19 protein-coding genes are annotated in these 17516 nt (G+C 61.6%); 14 read left to right on the top strand and 5 right to left on the bottom strand.

Translation table 11 applies throughout. The features are described 5' to 3' along the window. Nucleotides 1-30: 30 nt before the first annotated feature. Genes AAFN47_RS23550 through AAFN47_RS23580 form a run of 7 tightly spaced genes read left to right on the top strand, consistent with a single transcriptional unit; the run spans nt 31 to nt 5825 of the window. Nucleotides 31-1218, top strand: coding sequence for a CaiB/BaiF CoA transferase family protein (locus AAFN47_RS23550; protein ID WP_499811717.1), 1188 nt, complete (start codon nt 31-33; stop codon nt 1216-1218). Further along, nucleotides 1215-2156 carry a hydroxymethylglutaryl-CoA lyase gene (locus tag AAFN47_RS23555; RefSeq protein ID WP_499811718.1) on the top strand — a complete coding sequence of 314 codons (942 nt, stop codon included), beginning with the start codon at nt 1215-1217 and terminating at the stop codon, nt 2154-2156. Before AAFN47_RS23550 ends, AAFN47_RS23555 begins: the two co-directional genes overlap by 4 nt. 18 nt (nt 2157-2174) lie before the next feature. Then, a complete protein-coding gene (dctP, locus tag AAFN47_RS23560; protein ID WP_499811719.1) occupies nt 2175-3170 on the top strand; it encodes a TRAP transporter substrate-binding protein DctP in 996 nt (331 codons plus the stop codon). Continuing rightward, nucleotides 3167-3694, top strand: a complete 528-nt coding sequence (locus tag AAFN47_RS23565) for a TRAP transporter small permease (protein WP_499811720.1) — start codon at nt 3167-3169, stop codon at nt 3692-3694. Before dctP ends, AAFN47_RS23565 begins: the two co-directional genes overlap by 4 nt. Then, on the top strand, nt 3691-4977 hold the full coding sequence (locus AAFN47_RS23570) for a TRAP transporter large permease (RefSeq protein WP_499811721.1): 1287 nt from the start codon (nt 3691-3693) through the stop codon (nt 4975-4977). Before AAFN47_RS23565 ends, AAFN47_RS23570 begins: the two co-directional genes overlap by 4 nt. Before the next feature lie 57 nt (nt 4978-5034). Continuing rightward, the gene (locus tag AAFN47_RS23575; RefSeq protein WP_499811722.1) at nt 5035-5244 is read left to right on the top strand and encodes a hypothetical protein; all 210 of its coding nucleotides are present in this window, start codon (nt 5035-5037) and stop codon (nt 5242-5244) included. Between the two features lie 2 nt (nt 5245-5246). Continuing rightward, nucleotides 5247-5825 (top strand): Fic/DOC family protein, encoded by a 579-nt coding sequence (locus AAFN47_RS23580; protein WP_499811723.1) that lies wholly within the window; start codon nt 5247-5249, stop codon nt 5823-5825. A gap of 33 nt (nt 5826-5858) precedes the next feature. On the opposite strand, the gene AAFN47_RS23585 is transcribed toward AAFN47_RS23580, so the two are convergent. Next, nucleotides 5859-6770 carry an AraC family transcriptional regulator gene (locus tag AAFN47_RS23585; RefSeq protein ID WP_499811724.1) on the bottom strand — a complete coding sequence of 304 codons (912 nt, stop codon included), beginning with the start codon at nt 6768-6770 and terminating at the stop codon, nt 5859-5861. Between the two features lie 102 nt (nt 6771-6872). On the opposite strand from AAFN47_RS23585, the gene AAFN47_RS23590 reads away from it, so the two are divergent. Continuing rightward, nucleotides 6873-7628 (top strand): SDR family oxidoreductase, encoded by a 756-nt coding sequence (locus tag AAFN47_RS23590; protein ID WP_499811725.1) that lies wholly within the window; start codon nt 6873-6875, stop codon nt 7626-7628. Between the two features lie 89 nt (nt 7629-7717). On the opposite strand, the gene AAFN47_RS23595 is transcribed toward AAFN47_RS23590, so the two are convergent. Continuing rightward, nucleotides 7718-8392: a chorismate--pyruvate lyase family protein gene (locus tag AAFN47_RS23595; RefSeq protein ID WP_499811726.1), complete on the bottom strand. Its 675-nt coding sequence runs from the start codon at nt 8390-8392 to the stop codon at nt 7718-7720. A 241-nt stretch (nt 8393-8633) separates the two neighbouring features. Between AAFN47_RS23595 and AAFN47_RS23600 the strand changes: the two genes are divergently transcribed. The 5 genes from AAFN47_RS23600 to AAFN47_RS23620 all read left to right on the top strand — a co-directional run bounded on the left by AAFN47_RS23600 (nt 8634) and on the right by AAFN47_RS23620 (nt 13434). Next, on the top strand, nt 8634-9074 hold the full coding sequence (locus AAFN47_RS23600) for a c-type cytochrome (RefSeq protein WP_499811727.1): 441 nt from the start codon (nt 8634-8636) through the stop codon (nt 9072-9074). Between the two features lie 29 nt (nt 9075-9103). After that, nucleotides 9104-10015: a cytochrome c gene (locus tag AAFN47_RS23605; RefSeq protein ID WP_499811728.1), complete on the top strand. Its 912-nt coding sequence runs from the start codon at nt 9104-9106 to the stop codon at nt 10013-10015. Between the two features lie 100 nt (nt 10016-10115). Beyond that, nucleotides 10116-10997 (top strand): DMT family transporter, encoded by an 882-nt coding sequence (locus tag AAFN47_RS23610; RefSeq protein ID WP_499811729.1) that lies wholly within the window; start codon nt 10116-10118, stop codon nt 10995-10997. Between the two features lie 96 nt (nt 10998-11093). Beyond that, nucleotides 11094-11876, top strand: a complete 783-nt coding sequence (locus AAFN47_RS23615; RefSeq protein ID WP_499811730.1) for a fumarylacetoacetate hydrolase family protein — start codon at nt 11094-11096, stop codon at nt 11874-11876. Between the two features lie 289 nt (nt 11877-12165). After that, nucleotides 12166-13434: a carbohydrate porin gene (locus tag AAFN47_RS23620; RefSeq protein WP_499811731.1), complete on the top strand. Its 1269-nt coding sequence runs from the start codon at nt 12166-12168 to the stop codon at nt 13432-13434. Nucleotides 13435-13485: 51 nt separating this feature from the next. On the opposite strand, the gene AAFN47_RS23625 is transcribed toward AAFN47_RS23620, so the two are convergent. Both AAFN47_RS23625 and AAFN47_RS23630 read right to left on the bottom strand, forming a co-directional pair. Next, complete coding sequence (locus AAFN47_RS23625) at nt 13486-14289, bottom strand: siderophore-interacting protein (protein WP_499811732.1); 804 nt, start codon at nt 14287-14289, stop codon at nt 13486-13488. A gap of 68 nt (nt 14290-14357) precedes the next feature. Further along, the gene (locus AAFN47_RS23630; RefSeq protein ID WP_499811733.1) at nt 14358-16448 is read right to left on the bottom strand and encodes a S9 family peptidase; all 2091 of its coding nucleotides are present in this window, start codon (nt 16446-16448) and stop codon (nt 14358-14360) included. Nucleotides 16449-16605: 157 nt separating this feature from the next. Between AAFN47_RS23630 and AAFN47_RS23635 the strand changes: the two genes are divergently transcribed. Continuing rightward, nucleotides 16606-16968 carry an SH3 domain-containing protein gene (locus AAFN47_RS23635; protein ID WP_499811734.1) on the top strand — a complete coding sequence of 121 codons (363 nt, stop codon included), beginning with the start codon at nt 16606-16608 and terminating at the stop codon, nt 16966-16968. A gap of 37 nt (nt 16969-17005) precedes the next feature. Here AAFN47_RS23635 and msrB read toward each other — a convergent pair whose 3' ends face one another. Beyond that, nucleotides 17006-17419, bottom strand: coding sequence for a peptide-methionine (R)-S-oxide reductase MsrB (gene msrB / locus AAFN47_RS23640; protein WP_499811735.1), 414 nt, complete (start codon nt 17417-17419; stop codon nt 17006-17008). Between the last annotated feature and the right edge of the window lie 97 nt (nt 17420-17516).

Genomic DNA, 17516 nt, shown 5'->3' on the forward strand with positions numbered 1-17516 from the left:
CGCCGTTGACCGAGCCCCGGGAGCAGGACAATGGACCGATCGGAAGAACCGCTTGAAGGCATCCGCGTCGTCGAGATGAGCCACATGATCATGGGGCCGTCCTGCGGCATGTTCCTGGCCTTTCTCGGCGCAGAAGTGATCAAGGTCGAGCCGCCGGAGGGCGACAAGACCCGCAGCCTGACCGGCATGGGCCGAGGCTTCTTTCCAACCTTCAACCGCGGAAAGAAATCGATCGCGCTCGATCTTTCGACGGAGGCCGGACGCGCGGCGCTCGACAAGCTGCTGGCGACGGCGGATGTGTTCGTCGAGAACTTTCGCGACGTCTCGCTTCAGAAAATGGGCTTTGCGCCCGACATGCTGCGGGCGAAATATCCGAAGCTGATCATCGCCTCCTGCAAGGGCTTCCTGCACGGGCCGTACCAGGACCGCACGGCGCTGGACGAGGTCGTGCAGATGATGACGGGTCTCGCCTACATGACCGGCCCGACCGGACGGCCGCTGCGGATCGGATCGTCGGCCAACGACATCATGGCCGGGCTGTTCGGCGCGCTGTCGGTGCTGGGCGCGCTGATGCAGCGGCAGAAGGACGGGGAGGGGCATGCGATCCGCATTGGGCTGTTCGAGAATTCGCTGCTGCTCGTCGCCCAGCACATGGTGCAGTACGACCTCGAGGGCAGGGAGGCGCCGCCGATGCCCGAGCGCGATTTCAGCTGGCCCGTCTATGACATCTTCGACACCGATCACGGACGCCAGCTCTTCGTCGGCGCGGTGACCGAACACCAGTGGCAGAAGCTGTGCCGGATCCTCGGGCTGGAACGTCTGCTGGACGATCCGCGCCTGCAGTCGCGCATGGACCAGATCGACAACCGCTCGTGGACGCTGCCGATTTTCGCCGAAGCCATCGCCGGCCGCCGCTACGACGACCTGGTGAAGGCTTTCGAGGAGGCGGGATTGCCGTTTTCGCCGATCAACCGGCCGGCCGAAATGTTTGACGATCCGCATGTCAACCGGCCGGGCGGGCTGCTGACCACCACGATGCCCGAGGGGCAGAGGTTCCGCGCGCCGGCCCTGCCATATGAGGTCGACGGCAAGCTGCCGGGGCCGGACAATCCGGATCTGCCGGGAATCGGACGGGACACGGAGGCGGTGCTGTCCGAACTGGGGCTGACCAGCGAAGAAGTGGCGGCAGCGCAAGGCAAGAAGGAAGCGGCGGCGTGAGCGGGGCGAGGCGCATCTATCCGCCCGACCAGGTGTCGCTGCGTGAAGTGGGCCTGCGCGACGGGCTGCAACTGGTGAAGCATTTTCCCTCGACGGAGGCGAAGGCGGCCTGGATCGACGAGGAATATCGCGCCGGCGTTCGCCATTTCGAGGTCGGCTCGTTTCTGCCGGCGGCCCGAATGCCGCAATTTGCCGATGTCAGGAACCTCATCGATTGCGTCGCCGCGCTGGAGGGCGCGAGTTCGGCTGCGCTGACAATGAACGAGCGCGGCGTCGAGGACGCGATCGCGACCAAGGTGGACGAACTGGTGTGCGTCGTCTCGGCCACCGAAGAACATAGCCGGGCGAATATGAACCGCTCGCGCGAGAGCGCGATCGACCTCGTGCGGCTGGCCGCCGGACGCGCGCACATGGAAGGCAGGATCGTCAATGTCGGCATATCGATGGCCTTCGGCTGCTCGATTGCCGGCGAAGTGGCGCCGGACGAGGTGTTGCGGCTGGTCGAGCGGTGTCTCGAGGCCGGCGCCGATCTGGTGGGCGTCGCGGACACGGTCGGTTTCGCCGGGCCCTTGCAAGTCGAACGGATGTGCAGGGCCGTGGCGCGGGTTTGCGGCGACAGACCCTACAGCGTGCATCTGCATGACACGCGCGGCATGGGCATCGCCAATGCGTCCGCTGCGCTCGACGCAGGCGCGCGCATTCTGGACGGGTCTCTGGGAGGGCTCGGCGGCTGTCCCTTTGCGCCTGGAGCGACCGGAAACGTGGTCTTCGAGGATCTCGTTTTCCTGTGTGAAACCAAAGGCCTGGCGACCGGAATTGACATAGAAGCGCTTTCGGGCGTACGCGCCATCGCGGAGGCCGAGATGCCCGGAGAGCCTTTGTACGGCCACCTTGCGCGCGCCGGGGTTCCACCCGGCGTTCGCTGGCGGAATTCTTGATCCAAAAGGGAGGAAACCATGAACGGATTCAAACTCGCACTTGCGACCGCAGGCCTGTCGCTTGCAATCGCCGGCGCCGGCAACGCCGCGGAGCAGACGATGCGCTGCAGCCACCAGCTGCCGCCCGGCCACCACATCGCCAAGGTGATCGACCGCTGGGCCGAGGAAATCGAAACCGCGTCGAACGGCGAAATCGACGTGCAGATCTTTGGCGCAAACAGCCTTGTCGGCGCCAAGGAAAACATCGTGTCGACCGCCAAGGGCGACATCGACTGCGCCTTCTCCGTGAATTTTCAGTGGGGCAAGACCCTGCCGATCATGGGCGTGACGACAACGCCGTTCGCCTTTGGCGATCTTGATCTGTGGCGCGCCTGGCCGGATTCCGAAGCAGCCGGCTTCCTGTCCGACAAGCTTCTGGACAAGGGCGTGCGCAACGTCGTCTGGCTGTTCACCACCAACACCTCGGTGTTCACGTCCAAGGGCAAGCTGCTGGTGGCGCCGGAAGATTTCGAGGGCATGAAGATCCGCGGGCTTGATCCCGCCTTCAACGCTTCGCTGGAAGCGCTGGGCGCAGCGCCCGTGTCGATGCCGGGCTCGGAAGTCTACCAGTCGCTGGCGACCGGTGTCATCGACGGTGGTCTGACCGACGTCGCCGCCGCCGTGTCCCGGAAGTATTACGAGGTGCAGGACAATTTCAACGTCCTGCCGGTGATCTCGGTCTACTTCCACGGCTACGTGAACCCGGGCTGGTATGACGGTCTCACCGACAGCCAGAAGGCGGCGGTGGACGAAGCCGGCAAGAAGGCGGCGCTCTGGGCCATCGAGGCGTCAGAGGCGGCCGGCGCGGCTGCGCCCGAAGAACTGCGCGAGAAGGGCGTCAACGTGCATATCGCGTCAGACGAGGAAATCGCCGCGCTGGAAGCGATCATGCGCCCGGCCTACGAGGAAACCTTTGTCGCCAACGATCCCGACAGCCAGAAGCTGCTGGATCTCATCGGCCAGATCAATCAATGATCAGCAAGGGGGATAGCGGGGCCGACGACAGCGCCCCGCTCTTCCTGCGCGCGACGAGTCTCGTCGTGCGGATTTTCGGGGCCGTGAGCGCGGCCCTGTTGCTTGTCGTCTTCGCGGTGGTCATCTACGCCGTGGCGCAGCGCTATTTCTTCGGCCGGCCACTGTTGTGGGGCGACGAGACGACCGGCTGGCTCCTGATCGCCATGATCCTCTGCGGCGCGGCCGAAGCCTACCGGCAAAACGACCACATCGCGATGGACATCGTGTCTTCGCGGGTCAAGGGGCGCGGCGCGATCCTGTTGCGGGCGCTGTTCGATCTCGCGGTATTCGCCGTCGCCGTGGTGATCGCCGTCAGCGCCTGGGAAGCGATCGCCTTCGCGCGCTCGTTCGGTTCCTACACGACCGGCAATTTTCCGATACCGAGCTGGATACCGCAGACGCCGCTGCTGGTCGGCTCCGTCCTGCTGGCGCTGATGGCGCTGGCGCGGCTTGGCGACCTCGCTTTGCGGCGGACCGCCCCATGACGATGGCGCTGGTTTTCGCAGGGCTGATCGTCCTGCTCGTCACCGGTATTCCGGTGTTCGCGGCGCTGGGCCTCGCGGCGACGGCGATCCTGCTGATATTCGAGGGCAGCGTGTCGAGCGTCGCCGACACGGTGTTCGCGGCGCTCGACAAGCCGGTTCTGGCGACAATCCCGCTGTTCGTGTTCATGGCGCAGATCATGGTGCGGACGAAGGTGATCGACGATCTCTACGACATGGCGAACGCCGTGATCGGCCATGTCCGCGGCGGTCTCGGCATTGCGACAGTGCTCTCCTGCACCATCTTCGCTGCGATTTCAGGCTCGTCCGTCGCGACGGCGCTCTCCATCGGATCGAGCGCCATTCCGCAGATGAAGCGGTTCGGCTATCCCGAGCGCGATGCGCTGGGCGTGGTGGCGGCCGGCGGCACGCTTGGCATTCTCATTCCGCCGTCCGGCCCAATGATCCTCTACGCCATCGTCTCCGAGGTTTCGATCGGGGCGCTGTTCCTGGCCGGCATCATTCCCGGACTGCTGCTGGCGCTGATCTTCTCGCTCTATTGCCTGGCGCGCGCCGGTGCGCAGAAGCACGAAGGAACGCCGCAATGGGTGGGCTGGCCGAAGGTCGCGAGAGCGCTTGGCCGCTCCTTCTGGGCCGTAATGACGCCGCCGGTGGTGCTGGGCGGCATCTATCTCGGGATCTTCACGGCCACCGAAGCCGCCGCCGTCGGTGTGCTCTATGCGCTGCTGGTAGCCGTGTTCGCCTACCGCAATTTCGGCATGTGGGACCTTGTCGACTGCGCCTGGCGCTCAATGCGCACCTCGGTGATGATGTTCATGATCATCGCGGGCGCCGCGATGTTCGGCCACGCCATCACCATCATCCGGCTGCCGGTCGGGGTGACGGAGGCGGTGACGCATATGGGGCTCGGACCGCTTGGCTTCATTCTCGCCGTCATGGCCGTGATCTTCATCATGGGCATGTTTTTCGAGACCATCGCCATCATTCTGATCACCACGCCGATCCTGCTGCCGACCATGGTCGCCTTCGACATCGACCTCATCTGGTACGGGGTGCTGTTGATGATCAACCTGGAACTGGCGCTGATCACGCCGCCGGTGGGCATGAACCTGTTCGTGCTGAAGGGGATCACCGACGCTTCGCTCGGCGAGATCGTGCGCGGAACCTATCCGTATGTGTTCCTGATGCTCGCCGGCCTGGCGCTGCTGATCATCATTCCGGGACTTGCGACCTGGCTGCCCTATGCGTCCGGCTTCGGGCGGTGAGGGGATTTGAGCTCAAACACATATGTAGCTCTGCCGGAAACATGATAGAGTGGGGACATGTCTGAAAAGCAAAAAACGTATCAGTCCTCTGTCAAAGTCAATACTCTGACGAAAGCAATCGGCTTGCAGAAAGCTGTCAAGTTTGCCGCTGTGGAAGGTATAGAAACCAGCCAAAGCGCCCATAGGATTGCCAAGAAAGCCGCTTCAGGCGGACAGAGCGGCGACGCCTATCGCGCTGCAATTACAATGGCTTACAAGAAAAGCTAACGGTGGTCCGATACAACTTACTCGACGATCCGCTCTGTTATCCGGGCACGCAAGTGCTTAAAAACAAGGCCGGGATCACAGTTCAGGAAGATCTCGAGCAATTTGAAAATCTGATGTTCGCCTCACGGGCTGAGGAAGAGCTGCCGTATGGAGTTCTTGATTTCCAACACTATCGAGCCATCCATCATCACTTCTTTCAGGATGTTTTTGACTGGGCCGGTGAAATCCGAACCATAAGAACCGGCAAAGGGCAGAACTGGTTCTGCTATCCTGAGCACATCGAAGCGCAGGCCAATGATTTGTTCGCTCATCTTGCCGTGCGTAACCACTTTGCCGAAGCTGGCGCAAAAAGCAGGTTTGCCAAAAACGCGGCATGGTTCTTATCGGAAATCAACGCCATTCATCCTTTTCGAGAGGGCAACGGGCGCGTTCAACTTGTTTTCCTGACGTTGCTGGCTCGCAACGCTGGATATGACCTAAACGAAGATATGCTTCAACCCGCCCCGTTTTTGGCCGCAATGATACGAAGTTTTAACGGGGATACCGGACCGCTTGCGAAGCAAATTGAAGACATGCTGTAATTGTTTGCTTCCGGCTTCGGGCGGTGAAGGGAATTACGAGGCGGGTGGAGCTTCCCCGGACTTTGCGTAATGACCGGGAGGTTGGCCGACCTGACGTGAAAAGGCGAAGCTGAAGGCGCTCGCCGAGCCATAGCCGATTTGAGCGGCGACCTCCGAAACGCTCTTTTGGCCGTTACGAAGCAGCTGCTTGGCCATCGTCATTCGCCAGGAGAGCAGATAGTCCATCGGCGACGCGCCCACGTGCTTGCTGAAACGCGCGAAGAACGCAGAGCGGCTGAGACCCGCCTCCCGCGACAGTTCCGCAATGGTCCAGTTCCGGTCCGGCGTCGCGTGCATCATTCTCAGCGCTGGCGCCAGTCGCTCGTCCGCAAGCCCCCGGAGCAGACCGGGCGCGGCCGTCGTGTCCGGAGAGGACCGCAGCGCCTCGATCAAAAGCACCTGAAGCAGATGTTCAAGCACCACATCGCGCGCAGACCTTTGCGAATGGACTTCGTTCGCCACGAGCCTGGTCAGCATCGCAAGCCGGTCTTCGCCCCGCACGACAACGAGATCCGGCAGGAGAGAGACCAGGAGAGCCGCGTCCGGAGAACCGAACACGCAATGGCCGACAAGGGTCTCCGTGTCCGCCGCTCCCGTTGAAGATCCGACACGGAAACTGCCGTCGGCCTGACGGACCCGAACCGACTGCTCGCCCTCAACCGGAGGTTCGATGCTCGACATCTCGAAATTGAACGCTGCGGGAACCAGCGCGAAATCGCCTGCTTCCAGAATGACCGGCGCTTTGTGTTCTACGGCAAGACGCGCCGACCCCGCGAGCATCATGCAGTAATAGACTTGCCTTACTTCGGTGCGGCGCACCCGCCATCGTCCCGAAGCGTGGACCAGCTTGGAGGCCGGCGCATGCGGTTGAAGCATTGTGATGATATCGGCAAGAGGATCAGGCATCAGGATTAATTCTAATAATACATGGACTATTCATTATAGAAAGTCCGGTAACGAGTGTCCATATTCCGGAGTGTTATCGTTGTCCAGTGAAAGGGTCACACAATGAATACTGTCATGATTACGGGCTGCTCCTCGGGATTCGGCCTGGAGACCGCGTGTCATTTTCTCGATCGGGGATGGAATGTCGTCGCCACGATGCGCAAGCCCGATCCCGCCGTCCTTCCAGCGGCGGACGGATTGCGGTTGCTCCAGCTTGATGTCACCGACGGTGAAAGCATAGCGAACGCAGTGGCTGAAGCGGGCGAGATCGACGTTCTCGTCAACAACGCCGGGATTGGCTGGCTGAATGCGCTTGAAGGCACGCCTCTCGCCGCCATCCGGGAGATATTCGAGACAAATACCTTCGGTGTGATGGCCATGATGCAGGCGGTCCTGCCACAGTTCCGGGAAAAAAATTCAGGCGTCATCGTCAACGTCTCGTCGAGCGTGACGCTCAGACCCTTGCCGCTGCTTTCGATTTACACAGCCAGCAAGGCGGCTATCAACGCCTTCACGGAATCGGTTGCTATCGAACTGGCTGCTTTCAATATCCGCGCCTGCGCCGTTTTGCCCGGGCGCGCCATGACGACGCGCTTTTCACAAACAGCCCAGGCGCGCATGAAGGACGAAGGCGGTTTTCCCGAACCTTATGCGGATTTCGCCAAGGGCATTTTAACCCGCATGCGCGCGGCGCCCGAGGGTCCGGCGACCGAACCTCAGGATGTCGCGGAAGCTATCTGGCGCGCGGCGACCGATCCCGATTGCCCAAGCCCGTTGCCGGCCGGCGCAGACGCTGTCGCGTGGGCGAATGGCGATTGACGGTCACGCAAAATCCCGCCCGCGCTGAGGCGCGGGCGAATGGAGGGCGGCTCGCAGGCCGTCTCAGGGGCAGGGGTGAGCCGCTTGTATCAATCCCGCTGCAGAGGGATCGGGCGGCGGAATTCTTCCCTAATGACGGGATCGGGAATGTCGGCGCCTTCGGCAAAGGACGGCGGCAGGAAGATTTCGGTCAGGAGCAGCGGCAGGCCGCTCAGCGAGAACAGGTTGCGCCGTCCCCAGAACGGAATGTCGGACTCGCTGAAATTGCATCTTTCACGGACGGAGGCGAGCAGCGGGTAGTCGAAATCGAGCGCGGCGATCTCCGCCGTCCGGCGGCGAACGTCCTTGAGTTCGAACAGCACGTTGCCGAGCGGCCTTGTGCCGAGTTCGACGAAGGTCTTCTGCATCTCGTCGAAGGTTTCGACCGGTATGACGGTGCGGGCGGTCAGCACCGGCAGATCCCGTATTTTCAGAATGACTTCTCTGATCCGTCCTTCTTCGACATTCTCGCCCAGTATCTTTCGTTCGGACGGCAGCGTCTCGTCGAGGCGCTCGGACAGCAGGTCGACCTTGACGTCGCCCTCGTAGCTGGCTTCGAGCGTCTTCGTCATCGAGTGGCATTCGGTGACCCAAGGACCGATCTTCGGCGGCGCGAGCTTCAGCGACCAATCGTACACATCGTACCATTCGCCAATTTCAAGCTTGTCCGTTCCCGCGTGGGTGTTTTCGGAATGAATTGGCTGGCGCCGGCTGTTGTCGAGCATGTAGAAGTCCAGTTTCTTTTGACGATTCACTACCTATACATGACGACGGTCGTGTTCAATCGGTGTTTCGATCAATTTCCATACTGTCCCCGAAAGATGCAGGAGGCGCCCTTTTGACGGCTCGTCGACGATTTTCGAGCCGATTTCCCGATGTTTATTTCGGCTCATCAAAAAAGTGTGAGTTTCCTTGGCGATAACTGGCGATATTGTAATAATTCTAATCGCCAAGAAGGAGTGCGACATGAAGCCAGGGATTGCTCTTATCCTAGCCGTATCGATGACCGCCGCAACGGTCGCCTATGCCGCGGAACCGCAGGAAGAACGGCAGATGACGATGAAACAGATTGGGGGCGCCATGGGTTCGCTCGCCAAGATGGCCAAGGGGGAGGCGGAATATGACGCCGACGCCGCGCGGCAGGCCTTTACGACAATATCCGAATCAATCGAGACATTCGGCCAGCAATTCCCGGAAGGGTCTGAAACGGGATTCGAGACCGAAGCGCATCCTGACATCTGGACCAACCGCGATGATTTCGACGCCCGGGTTGCAAAGCTGAAGGCGGATGCAGCCGCCGCTGCAGACAGCGTTGGCGACGACGCCAGTGACCTTGGCGCGAAATTGGGTATGGTTGGCCAGAACTGTGCTTCGTGCCATGAGACCTATCGCTTGAAGAACAGCTGATTACGCGCTGAATTGATTCGGGAGATTGCATGCGCAGAATTATCGGAAGCCTGATCGTGATGGCGGTCGTTGCGGCCGTCATCCTCTGGTTTCTGAGCGCCCCGCAACCGCTCCCGCAATCGGCCTTCGACGGTCTTTCCGACCCCGACACGGAACGGGGTCGGCAGGTGTTTCTCGCCGGCGGCTGCACGTCATGCCACGCGGCGCCGGGCGCCGAAGGCGACGACAAGCTGATATTGAGCGGCGGGCTTGCGATCGAAAGCGATTTCGGCGTTTTCCATGCGCCGAACATTTCCAGCGATCCGAACGCGGGGATCGGCGGCTGGAGCTTCGCCGATTTCGCGAATGCGATGAAAGCCGGCGTCGGCGCGGACGGCGAGCACCTCTATCCGTCCTTTCCCTACACGTCCTACACGCGCATGACGATGGCGGACCTGAACGACCTGTTCGCCTATATGCAGACCTTGCCCGCCAGCAGCGAGGCTTCGCCCGGGCACGACCTTCCGTTTCCCTTCAACATCCGTCGCGGCCTGGGTCTGTGGAAAATGCTCTATCTCAACGATGCGCCGGCGGTCGATCTGGCCGGCGCCGACGAACAGGTTGCGCGCGGCCAGTATCTCGTCGAGGGGCCGGGCCATTGCGGCGAATGCCACACGCCGCGGAACATGATCGGCGGACCGAAACGCGCCGCCTGGCTTTCCGGCGCCCCGAACCCCGACGGTCCGGGCGTCATTCCCAACATAACGCCGGACGGCGGCGTTTCGTCGTGGAGCGCCGCTGACATAGCCTACTATCTGGAAAGCGGGTTCACGCCGGACTTCGATTCCGTCGGCGGCTCCATGGTGGCTGTGCAAAAGAATTTCGCCGAACTGCCGGCTTCCGACCGCGAAGCGGTCGCCGCCTACCTCAAGGCCATTCCCGGGCATCCCAACGGCTATTGACAAAACGCGCCATTGAGCTGAGCAGATAGCGCGCCATACGGTGACTGATTCACGCCCCGTGCCGAGTCAGGCGCGACAGGCGCGGAAGATGGAAATGGAATTGGCGAAGCAAACCGCGCGGATCCGCTGGGCGATCCCGTTGATGACCGGCGCGGCGGCGCTTGTGGCGGCGACGTCGCTTTTCGCCAAGGCGCTTGGAATCGACGGCGGCGACGCGGGCCTTCATCCTTTCCAGATAAGCGCCGGACGCTTTTTGTTCGGTCTCTCGGCCATATGTCTGATCCTTCTGGCCAGGCCGACGATGCGCCCGACTTTCGAAAACACGCGCTGGGACTGGCACATGGCGCGATCGCTCTGTGGATGGCTGGGCGTGACCGCGATGTTCGCGGCAGTGGCGCGGATGCCCGTCGCCGAAGCGACCGCCATAAGTTTCCTCAATCCCCTGGTGACCATGGGTCTCGCCGTGTTGCTTCTCGGCGAACATCTGGGAAGACGAAAGATCATCGCCGCGCTGCTGGCCGTGGCCGGCGCGGTCCTGATCCTCAGACCGGGTACGGAGGCGTTCCGGTCCGCCGGGCTCTTCGCCCTGGCGGCAGCCGGTTTTCTGGGGCTCGAAGCCATATTCATCAAACGGCTGAGCGACCGCGAACCACCGCTGCGCATCCTCCTCATCAACAATTCGATTGGCGCGGTCGTGTCGCTGACCGTCGCAAGTTTCGTCTGGATCTGGCCTTCGCAATGGCAGTGGACGCTGCTGGCGTGTCTTGGCGTCGTGATGGTGTGCGGGCAGGCTCTGTTCATACAGGCGATGAAGCGCGGCGAGGCGAGCCTGGTCATTCCGGCGTTTTATTCGGCGCTGGTGTTCGCCGCCTTGTTCGATTTCGCGCTTTACCGCGTGGTTCCCGGCTGGACAGCGATTGTCGGCGGAGCGCTGATCCTGTTCGCGACAGTGATGCTGAGCCGCGCGCAACCGTCCAACTGATTGTCGGGAACTCGTATCCATAAACCGGGCTTGCAGACATTCCAGTGGAGTTCTATTCCAAACTTAGAAATGTCCGCATCAAATTCCGAGGTCAGAATGCTAAGTGAAGAACAGCGCGCGGAGGCGATCGCCTCTCTCCTGGAAAGTCATCGCACCAAGGTGCAGGGACGACGCCCATCGGAAATGTTTCCCGACATCGAAATCGAGGATTCCTATGCGATATCCTCCGGCGTGGCTCAGGAACGGGTGCGTCAGGGACGCAAGATCGTTGGTCACAAGATTGGTCTCACATCCAAGGCGATGCAGGCGTCCTCCAAGATCGACGAGCCTGATTACGGCTATCTGTTTGATGACCTCGTCTTGAACGATGGCGCGAAGGTTGCGTTCGAGACCTTTTGCGTGCCTCGCGTCGAACCGGAGTTGACCTTCATTCTGAAGGAGCCGCTGCAAGGGCCGGGCGTCGGCCTTGTCGACGTGATGCGGGCGACCGAGTGGGTCGTGCCGTCCATTGAGATCATCGACGCGCGGTTGACCGAGCCGCGCAAGATCTTCGACACGGTGGCCGACAACGGCGCTGCGGCCGGCATCGTTCTCGGCGGCCGTCCGGTGCGTCCGGAGGACGTGGACCTGCGCTGGGTCGGCGCCATCTTCTACCGCAATTCGGAAATCGAGGAGACGGGCATTGCCGCGGGCGTGCTCGGACATCCGGCGATGGCGATCGCCTGGCTCGCGAACAAGCTTGGACCTTTCGGTACGACGCTCGAGCCCGGACACCTGATGCTTTCGGGCTCCTTTACCCGACCGGTCTGGGCGAACAAGGGCGACACGCTGCACGCCGATTTCGGACCGCTCGGCTCCGTCGCAGTCCAGTTCGTGTGAGGAATCGGCTTTTCGGCGCCGGTGAATGACTTCAGGAATCGCCTGTTGTCGGGCGAGCGCCTGATCGCAATCGGGCTGCAAAGGCGTGGAACGACAAGGTTCTCATCAAGCGGCGTCTCGACATGGGCGCGCAGACCCTGCTCATCCCTTTGTGGAGAACGCCGCCGAAGCCCGCGACGGGCTGCAGTTTCGGAAATATTGACCAGCATAATCGTAAAAACTAGTCTGCCGTGATTGCGAGTTTTTTCAGACTATTTTTATAATCCATAAAAGGGCGAGGAACGCCGACATGTTCACGCAATCAGCGGCCGGGACTATCGGAATGCGATTGATCGTCGGCGTCATTGCAGCTTGTTTTTGCGATACTGCAGTCGCTCAGGACGCCCAGCCGACTGCGCCAGGCTGGTTCGAGTGGGAGACGGCGACCGGAGACTGGGGCGGCGCGAGAACGCGGCTCGAGGATCAGGGCGTCACATGGTCGCTGAATTACACCGGCGATTTGCTTGGCAACCCGACCGGCGGGATGAGCCAGGAAACCGCCTATACATCGGGCTTGTATGGATCGGTCGTCTTCGACTTCGAGAAACTCTTCGACATCAAGGGGTTGACGCTTTACGCAGGCGCCTCGATACAACAGGGACACGATCTGTCGGGCGACGCGATCGGCAACATCTTCGGCGTTGCGGAGGTTTTCGCCGGCGCCGCCGCCCGTCTCGACCAGCTGTATTTCGAACAGTCCCTGCTCCATGACAGGCTGCAGATCGCCGTAGGGCGGCTCGCCGCCGGCGACGATTTCGCCGCAGCCGACAGCTACGGCTATTATGTCAGCGGCGCGGTGAACGGCAATCCGACGGGCATACTTGCGAATTTTCTGTCCTTCACGACGCCTCCGTACACCCAGTGGGGCGCGCGGGTAAAGCTGGCGCAGACGGACGCTGTAACCGTTCTGGCCGGCGCCTATAACGCCGATCCTTCCGTTCAGGACGACGACATGCACGGCGTGGACTTCCGGTTCAACCCGCAGGACGGTGTGCTGTATCTCGCCCAGATCGGCCTTTCGACCAATCAGAACAGTTCTTCAAGCTGGCTGCCGGGCCGCTATGTGCTCGGCGGCGTTTATGACAGCAGCGACTATGCGTATCTTTCGGATTCGACGCGTACGAAGACGGGCAATTACGGGTTCTACGCCATCGCCGAGCAGATGCTTTACCGCGAAGCAGGGGGCGACGGAAACCAGGGGCTGACGGCCTGGGCGACGGTGGTCGTTGCGCCCGACCAGCAGATCAACACGCTGCCCTTCAGCATCTATGGCGGGGCTTACTACACCGGATTGTTTGACGGACGCGACAACGATGTCACAGCCGTCGCGCTTTATGTCGGAGCGTTCAGCGAGAACCTGCCCGGGCAAAGCGTCGAGACCGTTCTGGAAATCAATCACCGGTTCCAGGTCTCGCCGTCGACCTACATTACGCCGGACTTCCAGTATGTGTTCAGACCGAATGGCGGCGGGATTCCGGATGCGGCGGTGTTCGGCCTCGAAGCGTCGATCGACTATTGAAGAAGCGTTTCAGGCATCGCCCTGCCGGGGCGATGCTCAGCGCTGAGACAATTACGCCGCGAAGGCGCGCTTGGCGATCTGGTGTTCGTCTTCGGCGAGGCCGATGACCCAGTAGGAACTGAGATACATTTCGCGCTTGTCGAGGCCGAGGTCCTCGCGCAGATATTTGCGCAAAGCCAGGATGCAGTTGCCTTCACCGGCGACAAAGACGCCGGCCTTGCCTTTCGACCAGTCGAGCGACTGTAAGAACTCAAGCTGCTTCATGCTGGGCGTATGCACGTCGGAATGGACGTGCCAGTGGATCTCGATTCCCGCCGGGGCGTTCACCTCCTGCCGGTCGTCTTCGCTCAATAACTCGAAGAAGGCGTGGCCGACGGCGTCGGCCGGCAATTCCTCCAGACAGGCGGCGGCCGCCGGGATCGCTGACATGTCGGCGCCGAAAGCGTACCAGTCGGCGACCACGTTGGGCGCTTTTTTCGGCCCTGGCCCGCCAATGCCGATGAAGGCGCCGGGTTTTGCCGCCAGCGCCCAGTCGCAGGCCGGTCCGCCGCCCTCATGGACCACGAAATCGACGTCCAGTTCGTTCACGTCCGGCCGGTGATGGCGCACCGTGTAGGTGCGGCGGCGCAGTTCCTTGCTTCGGCCGTCGTCCAGCATCGCCTCGAAATCGTCGCGGCTCTGTCCGGTATCTGGCAGAATGAACTTGATATGGGCGCTCTCCTGGCCGGGCGGAAAATCCTCAAGATCGGCGCCAGTGAGGGTGACGCGATGCATGTTCGGCGTCAGGCGGGTTGCGCGCGCAACTTCGCCGATGCGCGTGCGCCGACCCTTCCTTGCAGTTTCCGGTGTATTCATGAGCACTTGTTCCTTAACTTGACAACTGCGCTCTTGTTATCGCCTGAAAAGGCTGCGGTCCAGACCTTTCAGGTGGATAGACCGTTCACTTTGAGGGCGAAGGCGTATTCGAAGGCGATTTCCTCAAGACGCTGGAACCGGCCGGACGCGCCGCCGTGGCCGGCGCCCATATTGGTCTTCAGGAGCACCGGCGCATCGCTCTGTTTCATGTCGCGCAGCCTGGCCACCCATTTCGCCGGCTCCCAGTAGGTGACGCGCGGATCAGTGAGGCCGGCAAGCGCCAGGATTGGCGGGTAGGCGGCGGCTCTCACATTGTCGTAGGGTGAATAGGAGGCAATGTATTCGTAGTCCTCTTTAGATGCGATCGGATTGCCCCATTCCGGCCACTCGGGCGGGGTCAGCGGCAACGTGTCGTCGAGCATGGTGTTGAGCACGTCGACGAAAGGAACGGCGGCGATGATCGCGCCGAACCGGTCCGGCGCCATATTGGCGACCGCGCCCATGAGCATGCCGCCGGCCGAACCGCCTTCCGCGACGATGCGCTCCGGCGAGGTGAAGCCGTCGCTGACCAGATGTTCCGCGACGGCGATGAAATCGAGGAACGTGTTCTTCTTGTGCTGGCGCCTGCCGTCCTCGTACCAGGCGAAGCCCTTGTCCTTGCCGCCGCGAATATGGGCGATGGCGTAGACGAAGCCGCGATCGACCAACGACAGGCAATTGGTGTTGAAACTCGCCGGGATCGTCATGCCGTAGGAGCCGTAGCCGTAGAGAAGGCAGGGCGCCGAGCCGTCCAGCTTCGTGTCCTTGTGGTAGAGCAGGCTGACGGGCACCGCCGCCCGGTCATGCGAGGGCGCCATGACGCGCCGCGTCACGTAGTCGTCCTTGTCGTGGCCGGACGGCACTTCCTGCGTCTTCAGCAGGGTGCGCTCGTGGGTGCGCATGTTGTAGTCGTACTGTTGGCTCGGCGTTGTCATAGACGAATAGGAGAAGCGGATGATTTCGGTGTCGTATTCCATCGATCCCTGCAGACCGAGGGAATAGGCCTCCTCGTCGAAGGCGATCGCGTGTTCCTCGCCGGTCGTCCGGTTGCGGATCATGATGCGCGGCAGGCCTTCGCAGCGCACGAGCCAGACCAGAAAATCCCTGTAGACGCCATGGCCGAGGATCAGCGATCCGGGCGTATGGGGGACGACGTCGCTCCAGTTTTCGCGACCGGGGTTGTCGATCGGCGCCTCGACGATCTTGAAGTCCTTCGCGCCGTCGGCGTTGGTCAGGATGTAGAAGACGTCGCCGCCCTCGTGCATGTCGTACTCGACGCCGGTTTCGCGGGCGGCGACCAGTTTCGGCTCGGCCATCGGATCGCCCGCCGGAATGATGTGATATTCAGACGTCTCGTGATCGTGGATGTTGATGAAGATGAAATCGTCCAGCTTGCTGCCGCCGACGCTCATGAAGAAGCCGGCGTCCTTTTCCTCGAAAATCAGCCGGTCTTCCGCCTGCGGCTTGCCGAGTTCGTGATAGAAGATCTTCGACGGGCGGTGGTTGTCGTCGAGCCTGGTGTAGAAGAAGGCCTGGCTGTCCGGCGTCCATGCGCCGCCGCCGCCGGTGTTCTCGATGCGGTCTTCGCGGTCGCGCTTGTCGGACAGTTCACGAACCTTGAGCGTGTAATATTCCGAACCCTTGTCGTCATAGCCCCAGATGATGCGCGCATGGTCGGGCGAATGCGACGCGCCGGAGAGGCGGAAATAGTCGCTGCCTTTTGCCTCGGCGTCGCCGTCGAGCATTATGTCGCGATCGCCGCCATCGCGCGGCGTGCGAAAGAAATGGGGTTGTTCGCCGCCGGTGACGAAGAGGCTGCCATAGGCGTAGGGCCCGTCCGGCGCCGGCACCGAAGAATCATCTTCCTTGATGCGGCCCTTCATCTCCGCGAAGAGGGTCTTCTGCAGCGCGTCCGTATCCGCCATGGCGGCCTTCTGGTATTCGTTTTCAGCCTCCAGCCAGGTTCTGATTTCCGGATCGAGCACAGACGGATCCTGAAAGACCTGCTGCCAGTTGTCGGCCCTCAGCCAGGCGTAGTCGTCGGTCCGCGAAATGCCATGCCGCTCGTCGGTCACGGGCTTCTTTGCGGCCACGGGCGCCTCTGGCAGGTTCTTGAACATGGGCTGTCCTTTCGAAACAACTGGATTGATGTCGTCCCGATAGGCTAATCAAAATGGGACGAGGCGGAAGATAAACAGGCGATGAACGCCGGCTTCAATGTCGGTTCAGGGGGCGGATGTAGTATCAGCCGCATCGATCAATCAAGGGGGAGTTCCCATGAACAGGTTCAGAATTGCTGTCGTCGTCCTCATTGTCTCGGTTCCGGCCATGCTGGGCCAGGCATACGCCAACGCCTTCGTCGCATGGCGAGTCAGCGACGTCGCCTGGGACGACATTCTCAACGTCAGGGCCTGGCCCTCGAACAAATCGGCGATCCGCGCCGGCTATCCGAACGGCGCGCCGCTGTCGATGACCGGAAAGTGCATGAACGGCGTCGACCTTAGGAACATCACTGGCCTGCCGCACTGGAAACAGCGGCAGATGGTGCGCTACACCTGGTGCGAGGTCTGGCACGATCCGACCAATACCGGCGACTGGCAGAACGGCTGGGTCTACGGGAAATATATCGCGCCGATGTGAGGACTTCCTCCGCGCCGCTGAGGCGGCGCAGGACGTCTCAGCTATCCTTCTTGTCGAATGTCATCGCCGTGCCGTTCATGCAGTATCTCAGGCCCGTCGGCTCCGGTCCGTCGGGAAAGACGTGGCCCAGATGCGCGTCGCAGTCGGCGCAGCGGACTTCGGTCCGCGTCATGAAAAGCGACCGGTCCTTGTGTTCGGTGACGGCGTCCGGAGTGATCGGCTCATAATAGCTCGGCCAGCCGGTGCCGGACTCGTATTTCGTTTCCGAACTGAACAGCGGCTTGCCGCAGCAAACGCAGGCGTAGACGCCGGTGTCCTTGTTGTCCCAGTTCGGACCGGTGAAGGCGCGCTCCGTTCCATGCTTGCGGGTGACGCGGTACTGTTCAGGCGTGAGTATTTCACGCCATTCATTGTCCGTCTTTTGAATTTTCCTATCGGTCGTATTGCTCATCTGGCGGGCTCCAAAGGCGAATCAACAGTTAATCCAATAGATGGTCCGGCGGCGGCGGGAAATCAATTCCGCGTTTGTGGGAGAGAAGATTGGAATT

This window comes from Hoeflea sp. CAU 1731 (assembly GCF_039888615.1).
Taxonomy (GTDB): Bacteria; Pseudomonadota; Alphaproteobacteria; order Rhizobiales; family Rhizobiaceae; genus Flavimaribacter.